This is a genomic window from Paraburkholderia sp. GAS82, from assembly GCF_050436285.1.
In the GTDB taxonomy this organism is placed as follows: Bacteria; Pseudomonadota; Gammaproteobacteria; order Burkholderiales; family Burkholderiaceae; genus Paraburkholderia; species Paraburkholderia phenazinium_B.
This window is the reverse complement of record NZ_JBNDLX010000011.1, coordinates 129,905-149,691: the sequence shown is the minus strand read 5'-3', so window position 1 is coordinate 149,691 and position 19,787 is coordinate 129,905. Positions and strand designations below refer to the sequence as shown.

Annotated in this window: 19 protein-coding genes; 9 read left to right on the top strand and 10 right to left on the bottom strand. The window is 62.7% G+C overall.

Features of this window, described 5'->3' with window-relative positions; all coding sequences use genetic code 11:
* Positions 1-64: 64 nt before the first annotated feature.
* The gene (locus P3T17_RS30020; protein WP_429410153.1) at positions 65-2,107 is read right to left on the bottom strand and encodes a sigma-54-dependent Fis family transcriptional regulator; all 2,043 of its coding nucleotides are present in this window, start codon (positions 2,105-2,107) and stop codon (positions 65-67) included.
* A 250-nt stretch (positions 2,108-2,357) separates the two neighbouring features.
* Here P3T17_RS30020 and P3T17_RS30015 point away from each other — a divergent pair, with 250 nt between their 5' ends.
* Together P3T17_RS30015 and P3T17_RS30010 are read left to right on the top strand one after the other, a co-directional pair.
* The gene (locus P3T17_RS30015; RefSeq protein ID WP_074268727.1) at positions 2,358-2,558 is read left to right on the top strand and encodes a DUF2964 family protein; all 201 of its coding nucleotides are present in this window, start codon (positions 2,358-2,360) and stop codon (positions 2,556-2,558) included.
* A gap of 334 nt (positions 2,559-2,892) precedes the next feature.
* Positions 2,893-3,183 (top strand): DUF1488 domain-containing protein, encoded by a 291-nt coding sequence (locus P3T17_RS30010; RefSeq protein WP_074268726.1) that lies wholly within the window; start codon positions 2,893-2,895, stop codon positions 3,181-3,183.
* A 102-nt stretch (positions 3,184-3,285) separates the two neighbouring features.
* On the opposite strand, the gene P3T17_RS30005 is transcribed toward P3T17_RS30010, so the two are convergent.
* The 5 genes from P3T17_RS30005 to P3T17_RS29985 form a co-directional block, all read right to left on the bottom strand.
* Positions 3,286-4,587, bottom strand: coding sequence for an NCS2 family permease (locus P3T17_RS30005; protein ID WP_429410151.1), 1,302 nt, complete (start codon positions 4,585-4,587; stop codon positions 3,286-3,288).
* Between the two features lie 283 nt (positions 4,588-4,870).
* Positions 4,871-5,134 carry a DUF4148 domain-containing protein gene (locus tag P3T17_RS30000; protein WP_429410149.1) on the bottom strand — a complete coding sequence of 88 codons (264 nt, stop codon included), beginning with the start codon at positions 5,132-5,134 and terminating at the stop codon, positions 4,871-4,873.
* 66 nt (positions 5,135-5,200) lie between these two features.
* Positions 5,201-5,977 carry a slipin family protein gene (locus P3T17_RS29995; RefSeq protein WP_074268723.1) on the bottom strand — a complete coding sequence of 259 codons (777 nt, stop codon included), beginning with the start codon at positions 5,975-5,977 and terminating at the stop codon, positions 5,201-5,203.
* Positions 5,974-7,548 (bottom strand): NfeD family protein, encoded by a 1,575-nt coding sequence (locus P3T17_RS29990; RefSeq protein ID WP_429410147.1) that lies wholly within the window; start codon positions 7,546-7,548, stop codon positions 5,974-5,976. The genes P3T17_RS29995 and P3T17_RS29990 overlap by 4 nt, the downstream gene beginning before the upstream one ends.
* Positions 7,549-7,650: 102 nt before the next feature.
* Positions 7,651-8,694, bottom strand: a complete 1,044-nt coding sequence (locus tag P3T17_RS29985; protein ID WP_429410145.1) for an AraC family transcriptional regulator — start codon at positions 8,692-8,694, stop codon at positions 7,651-7,653.
* A 258-nt stretch (positions 8,695-8,952) separates the two neighbouring features.
* Here P3T17_RS29985 and P3T17_RS29980 point away from each other — a divergent pair, with 258 nt between their 5' ends.
* From P3T17_RS29980 to P3T17_RS29970, 3 genes are all read left to right on the top strand, one after another.
* A complete protein-coding gene (locus P3T17_RS29980) occupies positions 8,953-10,086 on the top strand; it encodes an acyl-CoA dehydrogenase (RefSeq protein ID WP_074268720.1) in 1,134 nt (377 codons plus the stop codon).
* A gap of 111 nt (positions 10,087-10,197) precedes the next feature.
* Positions 10,198-11,922 (top strand): AMP-binding protein, encoded by a 1,725-nt coding sequence (locus tag P3T17_RS29975; protein ID WP_429410143.1) that lies wholly within the window; start codon positions 10,198-10,200, stop codon positions 11,920-11,922.
* Between the two features lie 110 nt (positions 11,923-12,032).
* Entirely contained in the window at positions 12,033-12,809 is a 777-nt protein-coding gene (locus P3T17_RS29970; RefSeq protein WP_429410374.1) for an enoyl-CoA hydratase, read from the top strand.
* Positions 12,810-12,815: 6 nt separating this feature from the next.
* Here P3T17_RS29970 and P3T17_RS29965 read toward each other — a convergent pair whose 3' ends face one another.
* From P3T17_RS29965 to P3T17_RS29955, 3 genes are all read right to left on the bottom strand, one after another.
* On the bottom strand, positions 12,816-14,075 hold the full coding sequence (locus P3T17_RS29965) for an MFS transporter (RefSeq protein ID WP_429410141.1): 1,260 nt from the start codon (positions 14,073-14,075) through the stop codon (positions 12,816-12,818).
* 69 nt (positions 14,076-14,144) lie between these two features.
* A complete protein-coding gene (locus tag P3T17_RS29960; protein WP_074268716.1) occupies positions 14,145-14,960 on the bottom strand; it encodes a siderophore-interacting protein in 816 nt (271 codons plus the stop codon).
* 53 nt (positions 14,961-15,013) lie between these two features.
* Positions 15,014-15,919, bottom strand: a complete 906-nt coding sequence (locus P3T17_RS29955; protein WP_074268715.1) for a PadR family transcriptional regulator — start codon at positions 15,917-15,919, stop codon at positions 15,014-15,016.
* A gap of 319 nt (positions 15,920-16,238) precedes the next feature.
* Between P3T17_RS29955 and P3T17_RS29950 the strand changes: the two genes are divergently transcribed.
* The 4 genes from P3T17_RS29950 to P3T17_RS29935 all read left to right on the top strand — a co-directional run bounded on the left by P3T17_RS29950 (position 16,239) and on the right by P3T17_RS29935 (position 18,636).
* Entirely contained in the window at positions 16,239-16,490 is a 252-nt protein-coding gene (locus tag P3T17_RS29950) for a YkvA family protein (RefSeq protein WP_074268714.1), read from the top strand.
* Between the two features lie 60 nt (positions 16,491-16,550).
* A complete protein-coding gene (locus P3T17_RS29945; RefSeq protein WP_074268713.1) occupies positions 16,551-16,937 on the top strand; it encodes a YybH family protein in 387 nt (128 codons plus the stop codon).
* Positions 16,900-18,141 carry an MFS transporter gene (locus P3T17_RS29940; RefSeq protein ID WP_217272846.1) on the top strand — a complete coding sequence of 414 codons (1,242 nt, stop codon included), beginning with the start codon at positions 16,900-16,902 and terminating at the stop codon, positions 18,139-18,141. Before P3T17_RS29945 ends, P3T17_RS29940 begins: the two co-directional genes overlap by 38 nt.
* Positions 18,142-18,204: 63 nt before the next feature.
* Positions 18,205-18,636 (top strand): hypothetical protein, encoded by a 432-nt coding sequence (locus tag P3T17_RS29935; RefSeq protein WP_074268711.1) that lies wholly within the window; start codon positions 18,205-18,207, stop codon positions 18,634-18,636.
* A gap of 99 nt (positions 18,637-18,735) precedes the next feature.
* Here the strand turns inward: P3T17_RS29935 and P3T17_RS29930 are convergent, their stop codons facing one another.
* On the bottom strand, positions 18,736-19,692 hold the full coding sequence (locus P3T17_RS29930) for a LysR family transcriptional regulator (protein WP_429410139.1): 957 nt from the start codon (positions 19,690-19,692) through the stop codon (positions 18,736-18,738).
* Positions 19,693-19,787 lie beyond the last annotated feature (95 nt).

Sequence of the window (19,787 nt, the reverse complement as noted above, 5' to 3'; positions counted from 1 at the left end):
AGTCAGCCCGTCACGATACCTCAGACTCGCCTGTCCGACTGCGAATACCGGTGAAGTTGCGTCGCTACTTGCGCTGCCCCGGTGTTCCCATTGATGGGTTCGGCGCGCGGCGTAGATACCGGTAGACCGTATTGCGCGCGAGGCCGAGTTCGCGTGCCGCAGCGGAGACGTTGCCGCCGTGGCGCGAGAGGGTTTGCGCGATCAGGGTAGCCTGCCACTCTTCCATCCGCGCCGGCGAGGCTGGCGAAGCGGACGTGCGCTGGGGCGCGGCGGCTGCGTTTGCGTTGTGCGTCGTCGTCGTTGCGGACACTGCTTCTGTCGCAATCTCCCGCGCCCTTGCGACGTCCGACGCATCGTCGCAGTCCTGCAGGAAATCTTCCGGCAGATGTTCGATCTCGATCTGCGCTGCACCTTCAGCCATGATCGCGGCCGTACGCAGGACGTTCGCCAGTTGCCGCAGATTGCCAGGCCAACGGCACCGTCTGAAACACGCGAGCACGTCATCCGAGACGCGCACCGGCATCCGTTCGCCCTCGCACTGCGCGGCGAGGATGTGCGACACGAGCGCCGGCATATCCGTGCGTTCGCTGAGTTCAGGCAAGCTCACGACCAGCCCGTTGATCCGGTAGTAAAGGTCTTCACGGAAGGTGCCGTCTTCGATCATCGAGCGCACATTGCGGTGGGTTGCGCAGACGATCCGCAAGTCGACCGGAATCGCCCGCGTGCTGCCGAGCGGCGTTACCGTGCGCTCCTGCAGCACACGCATCAGCCGCACCTGTTGCGCGAGCGGCATATCGCCGATCTCGTCGAGAAAGAGCGTGCCGCCGTCAGCCTGCACGATCTTGCCGACGCGGCCGCGTTTTTTTGCGCCGGTAAACGCGCCGTCTTCGTAGCCGAACAGCTCGGCCTCGATCAGCGTGTCGGGCAGGGACGCGCAATTGACGGCGATAAACGGCGCCGTGCTGCGCGGCGAATCGTGATGGATCGCGCGGGCCAGCCATTCCTTGCCGGTGCCCGTTTTGCCGAGCACGAGGATCGGAATATCGCGGCCGCGGACTTTCTCGACACGGCGCAGGATCGCCGCCATCCGCGTGTCGCCGGTATCGAGCGTGGCGAGCGTCGCCGGCGTTACCGCACGGGCTGTCGGACGAATCACCGTGGCCACGCCCGATTGCCCGCCAACGCCGCCGGCCTGCACGAACTGACGCGGCGCAGCAAATTCACCGCGCGCGATTACGCGCACACCGCTCGGCAGCATCAGCGTCGTGCATTCGCCAGGCGCGCAGAGCGTCTGTTGCAGCAGGGCCGCAAATGCGCTGCCGAACAGCGTTTCGAACGATTGCCGTTGCAGCGCCGCAAGCGGCTCGCCTAATTGAAACAGGGCGCTGCGATTGGCCGACAGAAACGTGCCGTCAGGCGCAAATGCCGCGAGCCCTTCGTACAGTGTGCCGATAAATTCGGCGCGCGCATGAAAATGGATCCGCACGGCATCGGCAAACTGATTAGCAAACAGATGGTTTTCGATCATCTGCGCGGACATCCGCACGAGCGCCAAGGTGTGCTTATGAAAACCGCGCGTGTCGCCGCTCACATCCAGCGCGCCGATGATGCGGCCATACGGATCGGCAATCGGCGCACACGAGCAGGTGAGGATGCGGTTCGCGTGAAGAAAGTGTTCGTCGGCGTGCACGACCGCCGGTTGACGCTCGACCAGCGCAGTGCCGATCGCGTTGGTGCCGCGGTCCGCTTCAGCCCACGACACGCCCGGACATAGCGCGACCCGGTTGGCCTTTTCGATAAAGTCGCTGTCGCCGAGACTATGCAGGATCACGCCGTGATCGTCGGTGAGCAGCACCATGCTCTGGGTGTCGACGATCTGCGCGTGCAGCGTCTCCATCACCGGCAGCGCATGCGCATACAGCGAGTGATTGCGCTCGACGAGCCGGCGCAGGGCCGTTTGGCGCAATGGATGGAAATCAGGCGTTTCCGAAGCGCGCAGTCCCACCTCGAGCGAACGTGCATGGGACTGCGCAATCAGATCCAGATGGCCAGCCAGGGCGTGGCCAGGGGCGGGCGCCATAGGGGGCGTGCAAGGGCGATGGGTCACTGCTCGTCTCCGGTTGGAATTCGACACAGCGGGTACATTGCCCGTCCGTTGCCATCCCGCAGCGCAGCATGCCGCGCCGTCGAAGTTTCATCTTACAGGATCGGGCGCATACCCCGCATGCCGCACGCTGCGGGCTATTCCGTACTTGATTTCGCCCGCAGAGGTGCAATGATTTGAACTATGGGACGCGTTCGCGCCGTGCCCCATTGAGGCCTTGCCCGCCTCGCTAGCGCCAGTTTGGGAGTACGCCATGGTGCACACGGAACATACGGAAGTAGGGGTTGTCCTTGCACTGCTTGCGACGTTTATCGCAGTCATAGGCATAGCGGTCGTGATCCACGGAATGTTGTTCGACGAGAACGGGGTGACCCTCTCGGGGGCCGCAACGGTGGCACTGGGCGTTATCGCCTCTGCCGCTTTCCTGAATCTCTGGCCGCGAGATCACTCGTAGACAGCTCGGTGACAGCCTGCGAGGCTGTCCGACGCAAGCAGGTCGACGACGGATGCGTAGGTACACCCGCTGGCGGGCGCGGCTGTGTCCGCAGCGCACGCAGCGTGGGTAGTGTGGCCCCGGGCAGGGTTTGACCTGCACCAGAATTGGGCCACCTCGAAGGAAAACTTGCGGCGCGCCGGAACTCGTCTACAGTAATGAAATCACCCGCAGCGAGCGTGTTTGCGCGCGTTTCTGCGGTTGGTGTAGCCCGCGCCTCGAGCACTGAGGGAGGCACCTAAAAACAGGCGTGCGCGGCCTCGAGTGATCCACCTGTCAAACCAAGGCGAATCCCATGCAGATCATTTTCCCGAACGAAACCCCTGAGTATTCAGGGCGCGAACTTACCCTGGCGTTCCCGGCAATGATTGATGGAGAAAGGGTGGAGTGCATGATCACCGCCGAGGCACTTGAGGACCACTACGGCGCGGCATCGCCGCGTCTGGAAGATATGGTCGGCGCTTTCGCCGAGCATCGGGCGCGTATTGAAGCTGCAACGCGCCGTCTGCTGTCGGAAACGCGTGCACAATGCCTGGTTTTGCGCAGCGGCTATGTGCGCTTCTACGAAGCGAACTGGCGCAACTGACGCAACCTCCGGGCACTACTCAGTAAGGCTAATCAAGCAAAGCCCGGCGCTGCCAGGCTTGAGCGGCGGCGCCTGCCTGCTCGCCCGCCGCCCAACCGATGCTCAGTCGGCGCCCAGATAGAAATAGCGGAACAGAAAGATCGCCGCGATGATCCACACCACCAGCTTGACCTGACGCGCCTTGCCCGTCAGCAGCTTCAGTCCCGCGTACGAGATAAAGCCGAATGCCACACCGTTCGCAATCGAATAAGTGAACGGCATAAGCAGCGCCGTGAGCGCGGCGGGCACCACTTCGGTGGCGTCGTCCCATGGCAGGTCGACCATTTCACGCAGCATCAGGCACGACACATACAGCAGGGCCGGTGCGGTCGCATAGCCGGGCACCACGCCCGCGAGCGGCGCAAAGAACAGTGCAAGCAGAAACAGCACCGCGACGGTGATCGCCGTGACGCCGGTGCGCCCGCCCGCCTGCACGCCCGATGCGCTTTCGATGTAAGCCGTGGTCGACGACGTGCCCAGCAAGGAGCCCGCGAGAATGGCGGTGCTATCGGCGATCAGCGCCTTGTTCAGACGATGCATCTTGCCTTCGACCAGCAGGCCCGCGCGGTTGGCGACGCCCATCAGCGTGCCGGTCGCATCGAACAGCTCGACGAGGAAGAACACCATGATGACGTTGAGCACACCAGCCGAGAGGGCCGCGCGAATGTCGAGGTGAAACAGCGTCGCATCGATCGACGGCGGCGCCGAAAGGATGCCGTGAAACTGGTTACCGCCAAAGAAAAAGCTCAGCACGGTTACGCCGACGATACCAATCAGAATCGCGCCGCGTACCCGCAGATAATCGAGCGTGACGATGGCAAAAAAGCCGATCACCGCGAGAATCACATGCGGGTCATGCAGATTGCCGAGCGTGACCAGCGTAGCCGGATTGCCGACCACCACACCGGCTGACTTCAGCGAAATAATCGCGAGAAACAGACCGATACCCGCAGTGATGGCGATGCGGATCGAATGGGGAATCCCATTGACGATCACCTCGCGCACGCGGAACAGCGTGACGATCATAAACAGGCACCCGGAGATAAACACCGCGCCGAGCGCTGCCTGCCATGTGAAGCCCATGCCTTTGACGACCGTATAGGCGAAATACGCGTTCAGGCCCATGCCGGGGGCACACGCAATCGGATAGTTCGCATACAGACCCATGATCAGCGAGCCGAGCGCCGCAACCAGGCAGGTCGCGACGAACACGGCATCTTTGGGAATGCCTGCGTCGCCGAGAATCGCCGGGTTGACGAAGATGATGTACGCCATCGTCAGGAAGGTGGTCAGGCCTGCGAGCAGTTCGGTACGCAGATTGGTGCCAGCTTCGTCGAAGCCGAAGTATCGTTTTACGGAGTCCATTAGGCGGGTCTCGGATCGTGATGAAGTTGCTTGTTGTGTTGTTCGGCAGGCGCCGCCGCTTCACACGGCGGCGGACGCTCGCAAAGCGCTACGGGCGGATTGTAGTCACGATTGACGCTGATGTACCGGATCGGCATGGCTGGCGTGGAGCCGATGCAACAGTCCCGGATGCCGGGCTGCTTATGTGTTATCGAAGGGGCGAGATGATACCGTGCCGGCGCCCGGACGGTGCGGCGCGACACCAGGCAAGGCGCGGCAAGTGCGCTTGCCGCAGCAGACACGTTTACTGCACGCAGCCAGCCGGAATACCCGCCATTGCACGCCGCTGTGCGACGATCCGTCCGGCCTGCTGCGCGTTGTAGGGATAGTTGATCCAATCCTGCGGATCGTAGCCCGCCGCACGCCACTGGATGTAATCCGCTTTCACTTCGGCGCGGGTTTTGGGCGCATACGGGTTGCACGAACCCTGCGATGTCTGTGCAAATGCGGTGCTTGCGCAGCATGCCGCCAGCAGTGCGCCGAGGGTAATGCGAGAGATGGTTTTCATCACAAGCTCCTTTGGAGCGATCAGTACAAACCCTGGAATCAGGGTGCGGTTTGCCTGATTCGACATTTAAGCTGCCGACGACGGCTTGCCCATCCTGTCCAGCACGGCACTCAGCAAATCGATCGGCAGCGGAAACACGATGGTCGAGTTCTTGTCCGCAGCGATCGTCGTGAGCGTCTGCAGATAGCGCAGTTGCATCGCCTGCGGCTGCTGCGCCAGCGTCTGGGCCGCCTCCAGCAGATGCTGCGAGGCCTGCAACTCGCCTTCAGCATGAATCACCTTCGCGCGCCGCTCGCGTTCGGCTTCGGCCTGGCGGGCGATCGCGCGGATCATCGTTTCGTTGATATCCACATGCTTGATTTCGACGATCGCCACCTTGATGCCCCAGGCATCGGTCTGTGCGTCGAGCACCTTCTGGATATCCGCGTTGAGTTGCTCGCGATCGGCAAGCAGGTCGTCAAGTTCGTGCTTGCCGAGCACTGCGCGCAACGTGGTCTGCGACAACTGGCTGGTCGCCTCGAAGTATTTCGCCACCTGAATCACCGCGCGTTCCGGATCGACGACGCGGAAATACACCACCGCATTGACCTTCACCGAGACGTTGTCGCGCGTAATCACGTCCTGTGGCGGCACGTCGAACACGACGGTGCGCAGATCCATGCGCACCACCTGCTGGACGATCGGGATGATCAGCACGAGCCCCGGTCCCTTGACTTTCCAGAAGCGGCCGAGCATGAAGACCACACCGCGTTCGTACTCGCGAAAAATGCGTATCGACGAGGCAATCAGCACGGCCACCAGCACGATCAGAATGCTGCTGAAGCCGAATGTGAAACCAATCATGAGGGGTCCCCTTCTCCATGTTGTGATCCTTCCGGCACCACGGTCAGCGTGAGGCCGCGCCGCGCCGTTACACGCACCGCATGGCCGGCCGCAAGCGGCGCCGCGCTACACACCTGCCAGCGCTCGCCATGCACGCGCGCCCAACCCACGCCTGCGTTCCCGCTGCCGTGCGGCACAAGCCCTTCCTCGAGCACCACGCCGAGGCTGCCAATCAGCGCTTCCGAACCGGTCACGACCGGCCGCCGGCGCGCGCGTAGCGCCACGCTCGATACCGTGAATACAAACAGCGCACTGAATGCGGTGACGGCCGCGATCACCGGCAACGGAATGCCGTAGCCCGGCACATCGGTATCGATCAACATCAGCGCGCCGACCACGAACGCGACAATGCCGCCAAAGCCCAGCGCGCCGAAGGTCGGCAGAAACGCTTCCGCGACCAGGAAGGCGAGGCCCAGCAAGATCAGGCACAGTCCCACGTAATTGACGGGCATCATCTGCATGGCGAACAGGCCGAGCAAGAGGCTGATCGCGCCTACCACGCCGGGCAGCACGAAGCCCGGATTGGCGAATTCGAAAAAGAGGCCGTACATGCCGATCATCAGCAGAATCAATGCCACGTTCGGGTCTGTGATAACCGCGAGGAAATGGCTGCGCCAGTCGGGTTCCAGCGTGACGATTGGAGCGTTGGCCGTATGCAGCGGCTGGTTGCCTGAAACGGTGTTGACCGTGCGGCCGTCGAGTTTGCGCAGCAGATCGGGGACGTCGCGCGCGATGAGGTCGATCACGTGCTGGGCCTGCGCTTCGTTGGCTGACAGGCTCACGGCTTCGCGCACGGCATGCTCGGCCCAATCGGCATTGCGGCCACGCAGTTGCGCGAGGCCCCGGATATAGGCGGCGGCATCGTGGACCTGCTTGCGCATTTCGGTCGATTGCGAGTCGAGTGGCAGCGCGGCAGGAGCGCTTGAGGCTGCCGCGGCGCCTGATGCCCCGGATGTTCCTGATACGGCCGTTGGTGCACCAGCGCTTCCCTGGCCGCCCGGGTTCATCGCCGGCAAGCCGGGTGCGCTTTGTCCCGCTGGCTCTGCGCCGCCCAGACCGACCTGCACCGGCGTCGCCGCGCCGAGATTGGTGCCGGGCGCCATTGCCGCGATATGGCTTGCGTAGACGATATACGTGCCCGCGCTCGCGGCCCTCGCACCGCTCGGCGCCACGAATGCGGCGACCGGCACAGGCGAAGCCAGAATGGCCTTGATGATCTGCCGCATCGAGGTATCGAGGCCGCCGGGCGTATCGAGCTGCAGCACCGCGAGCGACGCCTGTTGCTGCGCCGCGCGTTGCAGACTGCTCACGATAAAGTCGGCGCTCGCGGGTCCGATAGCGCCGCTGACGGGGATCACGATGACGCCACCGGGCGCCGGCGCAGCCTCTATGCCAAGGGGAAGGGTGCTGGCGAACGCCAGCAGGAGGCCTAGCGCGGCGACGCCGCGTAGAAACCGGACCGCCAGACCACCGGGGATACGCCGGTGGTGCGGGCCGGATTGCCGGAACGGGAGAAACGGGTACGTTCTCATCGCGGACGGCCAGAGCGCCGTATCGGACCCGACCGTCCCAGATGAGACAGGGCGAGTGTGATCGAGCGGCGCCGGCCGAAAAAAGGGCCTGCTGCTTACAGCTTAGTCCGATTCCGCGGGATGCGTGAGATCGGCCCGCTCGAGCCGGTAATCGGTCGGCCGCATGCCGGTCCATTTGCGAAACGCGCGATGGAATGCGCTTGGCTCGGCGAAACCCACCCGTGTAGCGATTTGCGCGATGCTACGCCGAGTGTCCTGCAGTTCGGCGATGGCAATATCGCGCCGCAGGTCGTCCTTGATGGACTGGTAGGTATAGCCCTCCTGCTTCAGATGCCGCCTCATGGTTGCTTCCGCAACATGCAGACGGAGCGCCATCTGATCGGCCGGTGGCCAGCCGGCCGCCGGCAGCGCACGCAGCACCTTGCGAACCCGCGCCGCCAGCGAGCCTGGATTGCGATACTTGACGACAAAGTTGCCCGGCGCATCGCGCAGAAACGGCTTGAGTGACTGCGCGGTCTGAACCACGGGCAGTTCGAGAAACGCCGGCGCCAGGTCGACGTACGACGCGTCCTCGCCGAACTGCATGTCTTCGCAGAACATCAGCCGGTATTCCTGCGCGGCAGGCGGCTCGGCGCAGCGAAAGCGCGCCGCCAGCAGTGGAATGCGCCGCCCGACCAGCCAGCACACCAGTCCGTAGACCAGGATGAAATACGTTGCGTAGGCGAACATGGTCGGCTGCGGAGTGCCGTCCCGATGGTTGAACGCAATCCGCACGCGGCCGGGGTCTGTGCTGAGTTGTGCGCTCAGATCGTCGAGCACCAGGCGCATGAAACTGAGCGCCCTTGCCAGGGCCTGGCCGCCGGTGCGTGCCGTCAAGGCTGCCTGTGTCATGGCGATAAAGCTGCCGCGACGCATGGGATGCGGATCCTGGCCGAAAAACTCGTCGTCGAGCGCGTTCGCAATGGCGACCCACAGCGCGCCGTATTGCGCTGAAGAAACCCGGCTTTTCGGCGCGGCCAGCATCTGCGGCGCAATGCCGGCGGCTTCGACGAGCGGCTTCACATCGAGACCGCGCGCCCGCGCGAGCGCCAGCGTTTCTTCGACGAGGCTCAGCGAAATCGTCCCTTTATCGTTTTTCGGCGTCATTGAATCGGAATGGGTTGCATGGCATGGGCCTCAAGCTCGGTGGGCGGCCAAGGGTGGGGCACAACCGGCCCAGGCTGGCAAACGCGCTCAAGATTGCGCGTGCCAGAGAACAGTGACCCCGTCAATTTACGTGCAGAAACGTTGCCGGATCACGCGGGCATGGCAAATGCGCTCACGCAGAATGATCGGGCAGAGCATCGAAGCTGTCCAGCGGCTTGCTACACTTGTTTAATCTGGACGGAGACACAGGCGTAAGCCATGGACCATTTCTACACCGATGAACAGCGGATGATCCGCGACGCAGCTCGCGACTTCGCGGTCGATTGCCTCGTGCCGCATGCGGCGCAATGGGACCGCGAGGCAAAACTGCCCGATCAGGTCGTCACGCAGATGGGCGAGCTGGGTTTTCTCGGCATGATCGTGCCGTCCGAATGGGGCGGCTCATACACCGACTACATCGCCTATGCACTAGCGCTTGAAGAAATCGCCGCCGGTTGCGCCTCATGCGCGACGCTGATGAGCGTGCACAACTCGGTCGGCTGCGGCCCGATTCTCAACTTCGGCACCGAGGCGCAGAAAAATGAGTACCTCCAGGATCTCGCTACCGGACGCCGGATCGGCGCGTTCTGCCTGACCGAGCCGCAGGCCGGTTCGGAAGCCCATAACCTGCGCACGCGTGCCGAGTTGCGCGACGGTAAATGGATAATCAACGGCAGCAAGCAGTTTGTGACCAACGGCGCGCGGGCGAACATCGCCATCGTGTTTGCCGTGACCGATCCCGAACTGGGCAAGCGAGGCATCTCGGCTTTTATCGTGCCCACCGACACCCCCGGTTTCAACGTGGGCCGCCCCGAGCACAAGCTCGGCATCCGCGCCTCGGATACCTGCCCGATCTCGTTCGAGGACTGTGCCATCCCCGAGGCGAATCTGCTCGGCCAGCGCGGCGAAGGGCTGCGCATCGCCTTGTCGAATCTCGAAGGCGGACGCATCGGCATCGCGGCGCAGGCACTGGGCATCGCCCGCGCAGCCTTCGATGCGGCGCGTCTCTATGCTCGCGAGCGGATCCAGTTCGGCAAGCCGCTGACGGAACACCAGTCCGTTGCCAATATGCTGGCCGATATGCTCACGCGCCTGAACGCTGCCCGGCTGCTGGTGCATCACGCGGCGCGGCTGCGCAGCGCGGGCAAGCCGTGCCTGTCCGAGGCATCGCAGGCGAAGCTGTATGCGTCCGAGATGGCCGAGGAGGTCTGTTCGCACGCGATCCAGATTCATGGCGGCTATGGCTACCTGGAGGACTACGCGGTGGAGCGTCACTATCGCGACGCCCGCATCACGCAGATCTACGAAGGGACGAGCGAAGTACAAAGAATGGTGATCGCGCGACACGTTTGAGTGCAGAATGAAACGCCAATAGAACGCACATGCGCCGGACGCTACGGCAGCATCTGCACGAGACGGGAGCTAGCCCTGAAGCGCTGACCCCCTTCGACAAAGGAGACGACGATGACCGAGCGAACCATTCCGATTTCGACGAAGGCCTTCCTCGATGCGCGCGATCTCCTGTTGCGCCATCGCACGGACTACGAGCGCGCGTATAGCGAGTTTGCCTGGCCGGTGCTCGATCAGTTCAACTGGGCGCTCGACTATTTCGATGTGATCGCGCAAGACAACCACAACCCGGCCTTGTGGATCGTCGACGCTCCCAGTGGCCCGGGCACGAAGTTCTCGTATGCGCAGATGTCCGAACGCTCGGCGCGGATGGCGAATTTTCTGCGCGGTATCGGCGTAGGACGTGGCGACCGCCTGCTGCTGATGCTGCCGAATCGCGTCGAACTCTGGGACGTGATGCTGGCGGCGATGAAGCTCGGCGCGATCGTGTTGCCCGCAACCACCCAGCTTTCCGCCGACGACGTGCGCGACCGCATCCAGATCGGCGAGGCGAAATTCGTGGTGGTGGATAGCGCGGAACTGGCGAAATTCGATGGCCTCGATATCCCGCTGACGCGTCTGTCGGTCGGCGCGCCGCGTGACGGCTGGATCGATCTTTCCGCCGCTTACGATGCCACCCCGCAGTTCACGCCCGATGGTCCGACGCGCGCCACCGATCCGCTGCTGCTGTACTTCACGTCCGGCACCGCGTCGAAGCCCAAACTCGTGGAGCATACGCATCAAAGCTACCCGGTCGGTCACCTGTCGACGATGTACTGGATCGGCCTGCAACCGGGCGATATCCACTGGAACATCAGTTCACCCGGCTGGGCCAAGCATGCGTGGAGCTGCTTCTACGCACCGTGGAATGCGCAGGCCTGCGTGTTTGTCTTCAACTACGCGCGCTTCGTGCCGAAAGAAACGCTCGACGTGCTGGTGCGCTGCAACGTCACGACGCTGTGCGCGCCGCCGACCGTCTGGCGCATGCTCGTGCAGGAGCCGCTGGCCGACTATCCGGTCAGGCTGCGCGAGATCGTCGGCGCGGGCGAGCCGTTGAATCCGGAGGTGATTGAGCGTGTGCGGCATGCATGGAACGTGACGATCCGCGATGGCTTTGGCCAGACCGAGACGACCTGCCAGATCGGCAACTCGCCCGGTCAGCCAGTGGTGCCGGGCTCGATGGGCCGGCCGTTGCCGGGCTACCGCATCGAACTCGTCGATGCCGACGATCATCCCGTCAGCGAAGGCGAAATTGCCTTGCCGCTCGCGCAGCGCCCGCTTGGCCTGATGACGGGCTACGCGAACAGCGCGAATGCAACCGTCCAGGCGATGCGCAACGGCTATTACCACACCTCCGACGTGGCGCTGCGACGCGACGATGGCTACTACGTGTACGTGGGCCGCGCCGATGACGTGTTCAAGTCGTCCGACTATCGGCTAAGTCCGTTCGAACTGGAGAGCGTGCTGATCGAGCACGAGGCGATTGCCGAAGCGGCCGTGGTGCCGAGTGCCGACCCCGTGCGCCTGTCCGTGCCGAAAGCGTTTGTCACGGTTCGTCATGGCTATGAAGCCGGCCCCGAACTCGCGCGCAGCGTGTTCCAGTTTTCGCGCGAAAAACTCTCCCCGTACAAACGGATTCGCCGTCTGCAATTCAGCGAGTTACCCAAGACCATCTCCGGCAAGATCCGCCGCGTTGAACTGCGGCGCCGCGAACTGGAACGGACCGCCGAACCCGCGCGTCTGCCAGGGGAGTACTGGGAAGAGGACTTCGCGGATCTGTCGGGCGGGAATAGTAAATAGACCGAAGCCGTCGCAGCGCTGCACTGTCTACCTCTTTTTCAAACGCTATGAACCGTCCGCCCGGTTACGCGCAGCGGCGATAGCACAGCATTTCCAGCCGGAGACGCATGATGATCGAACTCGACTACGCAAACGACGGCGCCGTCGCCCTGCTCACGCTCAAACGCCCGCCCGCGAACGCCTTCACCCCGGACGGACTCCTGCAACTGCAACATACGGTCGAACGCCTGAACGGTGAGGCTCGTGTGCGCGCGATTGTCATCACCGGTGACGGTCCGAAATTCTTCAGCGCGGGCGCCGATCTGAACACCTTCGCGGATGGCAATCGCGATGTCGCACGTACTGCCGCTGCGCGCTTCGGCGCCGCCTTCGAGACGCTGCAAAACGCACGCGCCGTGGTGATTGCCGCGATCAACGGCTACGCGATGGGCGGCGGCCTCGAATGCGCGCTGTCCTGCGATATCCGGATTGCCGAGCAGCACGCGCAGCTCGCGTTGCCGGAAACGGCAGTGGGCTTGCTGCCTTGCGGATGCGGCACGCAGACGCTGCCGTGGCTGGTGGGCGAAGGCTGGGCGAAGCGGATGATTTTGACGGGCGAGCGCATCGATGCCGCGACGGCATTGCGGATCGGCCTCGTCGAAGAAGTGGTGGAGAAGGGCGCCGCACGCGAAGCCGCTTTAGCAATGGCGGCACGTGTGACGACGCTCAGTCCGCAGGCGGTCTCTTTCAGCAAGACCCTGATCCATCAGGGCCGTCAAGGCGTGCCGCGTTCGGCGGCGCTCGCGGTTGAACGCGAGCGCTTCGTCGATCTCTTCGATGGGCCGGATCAACGCGAAGGCGTCAACGCGTTTCTCGAGAAGCGGCCGCCGCAATGGCATGTAGCGTAGGTTGCGTCAAACCTCGCTCAACGGTTCCGCAACGAACTCAGCGGCGGCAGGCGGTGCGTTATCCGCCGCTGCCTTGACCCGGTTGACCCACAACACAGCCGCGATCGTGATGCCCGCCGCTACCCAGCCCACCGTGCCATAACCGGCAATCTGTCCGCTCGCGGTATTGGTCAGCATCAAGCCGCCGAGCCACGCACCGCAGCCCATCCCCAGCGCCTGTAACGCGCTGTTCGCACTGAGAAATGCACCCCGGCGGGTAGGCTCGGGAACCGTCGTGAGCAGGGCCTGCATGGGGATCATCCGTCCTGACATCGACACCATAAAGAACGGGAAAAACAGCACCATCGCCACGAACGGAAGATTGGGCAGGTGGGTCACGAACAGCACCGGCAGCAACGACACCAGAGCGGCAATGCGGAACACCCGATGCTTGCCGTAGCGGTCAGCAAGGCGCCCAATCGCACGCGACGTAAAGAACGTCGCGAAACCTCCGCCCATATACATCCACGAAAGATTTGCGGGCGCCACGGCGTGATTGAGCACCAGCATCGGCGAGATAAACGGAATCACCAGCATATGCGACACCATGATCATGAAGGTGAGCGCAAACGCATTCAGATGCCGCGGATTGGTGAGCAGGCGTCCGAGGTCGGGCAAGACCTGGTTCAACGGCGGTGGCCGGCGGCTCAGATGCTGCGCCAGCGACGGCACGATCTGCATGCCGGCAAACCAGATCACCACGGAGAGCACCACCAGCAGCAGGAACGGTGCCGCCCAGTTGAAGTGCGCCCCGAGCATGACGCCGGCCGGCACGCCGGCAATCGCGGCCAGCGAGAGCGAGGTCATGATGATGCCGGTGGCCGCACCACGGCGCTGCACCGGAACCACGTCGCCGACGATCGCCATGACCACCGAGCCCAGCACACCGCCCGTAATACCGGCAAATGCGCGCGCCGCGAGCAGCAACGGAAAGCTGCTGGCGAGCGCACAGCCCAGGTTGGACACCGCGAACAGTGCGTACACCGTCAACAGCAGCTTGCGCCGGTCGAAGCGGTCGATATAGGTGGCGGCGAACAGCCCCGACAGTCCCGAACACCACGAGTAAGCCGACACTGCCGTCGCGAAGGCCGCTGGTGTAATGCCGAAGGTATGCATGATCTGCGGACCCAGCGGCATCATGACCATGAAGTCCATGATGACAGTGAACTGCGTCAGCGCGAGCAGCCAGAGTAGACGCCGTTCGTGCTTTGTGCTGATGGAATACATCGGCAAGATCCTTGAAAAGGGTAAAGCCAGCCGTGGGGCTGGCGATGATGTTGGCGAGTTTGCGCGGGCTCAGTCGTCGAGGTTTTCGTGCACCGCCACGGCGCCCTGTTTCCAGTAGCTCGCCGCACGGATGCGCGATTTGTCGACGCCGCGCTCAGTGCACAGGTGATACCGCACCGCGCGCATCGTGGCGGATTCGCCGGCAGCCCAGACATAGCCTTCGCCATCCGGCAGATACGTTTCACGGACCGCTTGCAGCAATGCGTCGCCGCGATACGGTGAGTCGCTGCGGTAGCGCCACACCGCATGCAGTTCGGCCTGCGTATCGAATTCGATGCGCGCCGACGGATCGGCGACTTCGAGGACCGCCGCCACGCGGGTGCCGGCAGGCAGCTCCTGCAGACGTCGGGCGATGGCCGGCAGGGCGGTCTCGTCGCCGATCAGCAGATGCCAGTCGAAAGCGGTGGGAATGACCAGTGAGCCGCGCGGACCACCGATGCCCAGATATTGCCCGACCTTTGCCTGCGCTGCCCAGCTCGCGGCCGGCCCGGCTTCGTGCATCGCGAATTCAATATCCAGCTCGCGCGCGGCGCGGTCATAGCGGCGTGGCGTGAAATCGCGCGCCACGGGTCGCGGCTGATCTTCCGGGAACACCGGGCCGTTCGGGCCTGCCTCTGGCAGCACCGGTTTGTCGGCGCCCGGCGCCGGGAAGAAGACCTTGATGTGATCGTCGAACGAAGCCGATTCGAAGTCGTGCAGATCGTCACCGGCGAGGGTGACGCGAATCAGATGAGGCGTCAGCGGATGAACCCGCGTGACTTGCAGCAAACGGAATTTCAGCGGATGACGTACGCGGGTAACCGCGAGATCGGACCTGGTCAGCATAAATGTTCTCTCCGGTGATGTCGGGTAGCGCGCGGGATTCTGGCCACCTGGGCTCAGATATCTCCCGCGCCGGCGTCGGTGCCGGTGTTCGTGCCTGCGTCCGGCTTGCCTTCGATTTCAGCCGTGGCGCGCGCGAGGATCGCGGCGATGCGGCGTTGTTCGTCGGCCGGTACGTTGTCGCGGCGGAACAGCGCATGCTTGAGGGCACGGCGGGCTTCGATCAGCTCGGGCAGCCAACCGCCTTCGCTCGGATCCAGCGGCTCTTCGCCAGCGAAGGCGCGCCGCACGGAATCCATCTTGCGGGCAATATGGTTCAGCTTGGCGAGCATCATCTCTGCCCGTTCGCGGTTGTCAGCGAGGTGCTGGCGGCCGGCGTCGGCCAGTTCGTAGCGCTTGCGGTTGCCTTCGAGCTGGACGGTCACGAAGCCGATTTCTTCGAGGTAGGTCAGCGCGGGGTAGACCATACCGGGACTCGGACTATAGAAACCGTTCGAGCGTGTTTCGAGCGCCTTGATGAGTTCGTAGCCGTGGCTCGGCTGGGCGTCCAGCAGGGCCAGCAGCAACAGTTGCAGATCGTCCGAGCTGAATTTGCGGCCGCGCGGGAAACCGTCTCCGTCGCCGCCGAAACCCCCAGGGCCGCCGGGACCGCCAAAGCGGCCGCTACGGTCACCGCCGCGTTCGCCGCGATGGTGCTGATGGCGGCCGATGGCGTGCCACAGGGCGTGCAGCGCAAAGCGCTCGGGAAAGGCTCCGCGGGCGGCGAAGAAGTCTTCGAAACCACGGGGTGAGCGGGCGTGGCCGCGGCCTTCGCGCTCGCCACGGCCTTCGTGGCGTTCGCGGCCGCCCTCGCGGTATTGCTCGCGGCTGAGGGCATGCCACAGCGCATGCAGCGAGAAACGGTCGGTGGAATACATGCCGTCGATGTCGTGATGACGGCGGGAATGATGTGAATGACGCATCTGCGTTCTCCGGGTGTGTCTTAAGATGTGTCTTAAGATATATATCTAAAGATACTCTGTCAAAGAGAAAATACGGGGATGGATCAGTTTTTTGTTTGGTGTGTGGAGGGCGGGGGCGCCGCGGTCGAAGTGCTGAGGCGTTATGCGCAGCACAAAATTGAGGTGTTGCCTGGTGCGGGGGTTGGGAGACAGTGGAGGCGCAGGCTATCGCGTCCGATCCTGGAGTAGCATTCGAGTTGCGAAATACGGCGCTCGCAGATTCAGAAGCGGCAGGCGGCGTAGCCGATGCAGGAACGGAACGGGTGGAGGATCTGTCGAGATGAAAAAAATCGTTTTGCTGTTGAAGGTGGTCAAGAACGATCTTCGGGTGCTCTGGTATGCGCTGAGGCACCCGGACCGTCCGGTATGGCTGATGCCCGCATTCGCTCTTGTGGCGTTGTACGCGATCGATCCTTTCAATTTTGCTGTTCCATTCGTCGGGATTGTGGACGACGGTGTGCTGGTCCCGATGGCATTGCATTTGATGGTCCGCTTTCTACCAACCGAATTGCAACGTCTACGTCGTCGATGAGATCCCACGCGGATAACTGGATCGTCGAGAGCATGGATGTGCCGGCGCTAAAGAAATTACATGGACCACAAGACATTGCTCGCAGCATACAAAGATGCGTTAGCGACTCACCGCTGGGAGGCAGTCGCACCGTTGATTCACGAAGACGCGTGTTTCATTTTCAGTGAAGGGACTTACTTCGGAAAGGCGGAAATCGAAGGTGCCATCAGAGCGACCTTCGATCTCATACAGGGCGAGCGCTACGTTATTAAGGATCTCGTTTGGACTTATGTCCACGACGACAGCGCTGCCTGCACATATGGCTTCGAGTGGAGTGGACTGATCGAGGGCCAGCCAGCCTCGGGAACGGGCCGAGGCACTACGGTCGTCGTACGTGTCGGAGATGGGTGGCAAATCATTCAGGAGCACCTTGGACCGTCTGCAACCCGGCCGTCTCACGATGTCTGACCAAAGCGGCAGTCAATCTGCATTGCGTCAAGTTGCAGTGTCGAGGCTTCTCTTCGGCGCAACGATTGCGATGTTTCTCTCGGGGCTCGGCACATCGGCGGCCGCACCACAGATCGTTCTGTTTCTGGTGAAGGAACTCGGCGCCTCGCTGCCGCTGGCGGGACTTTATTACATGACCAGCCTTGCGGCGCCAGTCACGGGGTATCTCGTCGGCCGTTATTCCGATCGAACCGGGAATCGCCTCGGTCTTTTTCGCCTGTGTGCTGTGGCGGGCTTTCTGGGCTGGGCGGGGTTAGCCCTCTCCACTTCGGTCTGGATGCCCTTCGTCATCGCCATTGCTTTGCTGGCCGTTTCCGGTGCTACCGCCTCGCAAATTTTTGCGGCCGTTCACGATGAACTCACTGATAAGCCCGGCGACGAAAATGAGAGTGTCGTTGCCGTCGTCCGTATGGCGCTTACCGGCGGATGGATCGTCGGGCCTGTCCTGGGATCGTGGGTGGCGGCTGCCTACGGCCTGCGCCCCATGCTCTGGATGACCGCCATCTGTACGCTGTTACAGATCGTACCTCTCGGAACGCTGAATCCACCCGTCAAGCTCAAACCGGAGCCGGCGAGTGAGCCCGCGCGGCACTCCAGCCTACGTGCCATGCTTCCACTGCTGACGTTCACAGGACTCTTCGTGTTGGTCTACGCGGGGGAGCCAGTGAAGTACGGATTCCTGCTGATTTACATGGAAGAGCACCTCAAGCTGAGTCCGGCGGTACGGGGCGCGGTCATCGGAATACAGCCGTTCATCGAACTGCTGATCATGCCCTTCAGCATCGGCCTGGGCCGCAAGCTTGGCAACGTGTGGCTGATGTGTATCGCGGCCGCCATGGCGGTGCTTGCCAATTTTTGCTTTGCGCTCTGGCCGTCTGCAGCGGGCATGTTCGCCGGACAGATCCTCATGGGCGGTGTCTGGGGCATATTTATGGTTCTGGGCATCATCGTCGCGCAACGCCTGCTTCCCAGCGCGGTAGCGACGGCGTCGGCAATCTTCATGAGTTCGACGGCTCTCGCCTCGGCGTTAGGAGGCGTCGCGGGCGGTTTCGGAGTGGCATTCCTGGGTATTCCTAATGTCTTCCTGCTGCCAGCGCTCTTCGCCGGCATTGCCGTTATCGGACTGGCATTGATGGCACGCACTGAAAGCTTCAAGGTGTATTGATTTCGACGAGTCTCTTCGCGCGCCTTTCCCTGGTCGGAGAAGCCGCTGAATCTGAAAGGCAACATGAAACGACTGTTCCTCACCGCGCTCGCAGCCGCCTCCTTCGCGACTTGTGTTCATGCGCAAAGCAACGCGTCCGGCCCACTTGTTACACCCTCAGGCGAACTGCAATTTGAGCGCGTCGATCGCGGTTTCGTGGCAACCGTCGACAACGGCATTTTCGATCGCTTCGGCGCGAATACGCTCACGCATTTCGATGACATCGGCGGCGCAAATGACGCCGTCGCGCGAATGCTTGTGCAGACCGATTCCGGGCCGGTGCTGTACGACTTTCGCCACCATCCGCCACTGGTGGAGCGCCTGACCATGCGCATGATGGTTAAGCGCGTTTTCTGGCAAGGCGACGAAGTCGTGATGCAAGGCCCACAAGGCTGGTTTCGATTCAAGCAAGGAGTGCTGACGAAGCTGCAGTCTTCGACGACGACGTACCACTGATCACGCACACAGATCGAATCACCCGTTCGCGAGAAGTTGAAGGTCCGCTGTAGGCGAGGGGGTGCCAACACGTCGAATCGCGCCTTTTCTGACGTGAGATCAATCCGTGGACGTGGATGAGTGAACGGTAGGGAGGTCCCGGAAGTACGACCGTAACGCGTCTACAGCGGCCCGTACCTTGGCGGGCTGGCCGTCCTTGCGCGGTGTCACGAGTGTCACAGGGAGTGCCGGAAACGTCCACTTCGGCAGAACATGCACCAGACTGTGATGCTTGAGCGAGTTGAGTACCTCGATATACGAAAGGCGCGCTATCCCGAGCCCCTCCTCACACATCTGTTGAATCGCAGGTTGCGTCGTACTGACGACGCGCACGCCAACGTGCACCGTCTGTTTCATCCGCCTCTCGCCAAAGAGCGTCACCGGTATGACCGGCGTTGCACCATCCGAAGAGTCGACGGACCGGGCAGCGTCGACCTGCCGCTTAAGGGCTATCCATTGATGGTCGCTTAAGTCCTGTGGACTGTCAGGCGTGCCGTTGCGCGCCAGATAGGCCGGAGAGGCACACATGATGGTTTCGAGGTCGCATAGCTTCTGGGCGGTCCACCCGGAGTCGGCCATGGTGCCTATCCGGATGGCGAGATCGACTCGCGCATCGATCAGATCGACCATCTCGTCGCTCACCAGCAGGCGCAGGCGTAGTTGCGGCCAGGTGGAAAGGACCGACGCCAGCGCTGGTGCGATCCGAGGTCCAAGGCCCAATGGCGCGGCAATACGTAACTCCCCGGTTGGCGCATCCCGAGCCTGCGTTAATGAATCGGTTGCGGCCTTCCATGACGCCATCAGTTGCAGGCAATGGAAATAGCACTGTTTGCCGTCTTCAGTGAGTGTCAGTTTGCGCGTGGAACGATGCAGCAGGGTGACCGCAGACTGCCGTTCCAGCGCCTTGATGGTCTGGCTTACCGCCGAAGGCGTCATCCCCAGCCGCTTCGCCGCTGCACTCATCGAGCCGCGTGAGACCGTCTCCGCGAAGACCACCAACTGACGTAGATCTTGCATTTTGTAGCTCAGCTTAAAAGATATCGTAGTTTGCGCTGTATTTTAAAGTCGAAAATTGACCGGTAGCATAACTCCTCATGCTTTTATCGTGGGAG

What these genes read in the sequence shown, in the direction of transcription:
- P3T17_RS30015 (WP_074268727.1), top strand. Translation starts at nt 2,358, where the DNA reads ATGGTGCACACGGAACATACGGAAGTAGGGGTTGTCCTTGCACTGCTT.
- P3T17_RS30010 (WP_074268726.1), top strand. Translation starts at nt 2,893, where the DNA reads ATGCAGATCATTTTCCCGAACGAAACCCCTGAGTATTCAGGGCGCGAA.
- P3T17_RS30005 (WP_429410151.1), bottom strand. Translation starts at nt 4,587, where the DNA reads ATGGACTCCGTAAAACGATACTTCGGCTTCGACGAAGCTGGCACCAAT.
- P3T17_RS30000 (WP_429410149.1), bottom strand. Translation starts at nt 5,134, where the DNA reads ATGAAAACCATCTCTCGCATTACCCTCGGCGCACTGCTGGCGGCATGC.
- P3T17_RS29995 (WP_074268723.1), bottom strand. Translation starts at nt 5,977, where the DNA reads ATGATTGGTTTCACATTCGGCTTCAGCAGCATTCTGATCGTGCTGGTG.
- P3T17_RS29990 (WP_429410147.1), bottom strand. Translation starts at nt 7,548, where the DNA reads ATGAGAACGTACCCGTTTCTCCCGTTCCGGCAATCCGGCCCGCACCAC.
- P3T17_RS29985 (WP_429410145.1), bottom strand. Translation starts at nt 8,694, where the DNA reads ATGACGCCGAAAAACGATAAAGGGACGATTTCGCTGAGCCTCGTCGAA.
- P3T17_RS29980 (WP_074268720.1), top strand. Translation starts at nt 8,953, where the DNA reads ATGGACCATTTCTACACCGATGAACAGCGGATGATCCGCGACGCAGCT.
- P3T17_RS29975 (WP_429410143.1), top strand. Translation starts at nt 10,198, where the DNA reads ATGACCGAGCGAACCATTCCGATTTCGACGAAGGCCTTCCTCGATGCG.
- P3T17_RS29970 (WP_429410374.1), top strand. Translation starts at nt 12,033, where the DNA reads ATGATCGAACTCGACTACGCAAACGACGGCGCCGTCGCCCTGCTCACG.
- P3T17_RS29965 (WP_429410141.1), bottom strand. Translation starts at nt 14,075, where the DNA reads ATGTATTCCATCAGCACAAAGCACGAACGGCGTCTACTCTGGCTGCTC.
- P3T17_RS29960 (WP_074268716.1), bottom strand. Translation starts at nt 14,960, where the DNA reads ATGCTGACCAGGTCCGATCTCGCGGTTACCCGCGTACGTCATCCGCTG.
- P3T17_RS29955 (WP_074268715.1), bottom strand. Translation starts at nt 15,919, where the DNA reads ATGCGTCATTCACATCATTCCCGCCGTCATCACGACATCGACGGCATG.
- P3T17_RS29950 (WP_074268714.1), top strand. Translation starts at nt 16,239, where the DNA reads ATGAAAAAAATCGTTTTGCTGTTGAAGGTGGTCAAGAACGATCTTCGG.
- P3T17_RS29945 (WP_074268713.1), top strand. Translation starts at nt 16,551, where the DNA reads ATGGACCACAAGACATTGCTCGCAGCATACAAAGATGCGTTAGCGACT.
- P3T17_RS29935 (WP_074268711.1), top strand. Translation starts at nt 18,205, where the DNA reads ATGAAACGACTGTTCCTCACCGCGCTCGCAGCCGCCTCCTTCGCGACT.
- P3T17_RS29930 (WP_429410139.1), bottom strand. Translation starts at nt 19,692, where the DNA reads ATGCAAGATCTACGTCAGTTGGTGGTCTTCGCGGAGACGGTCTCACGC.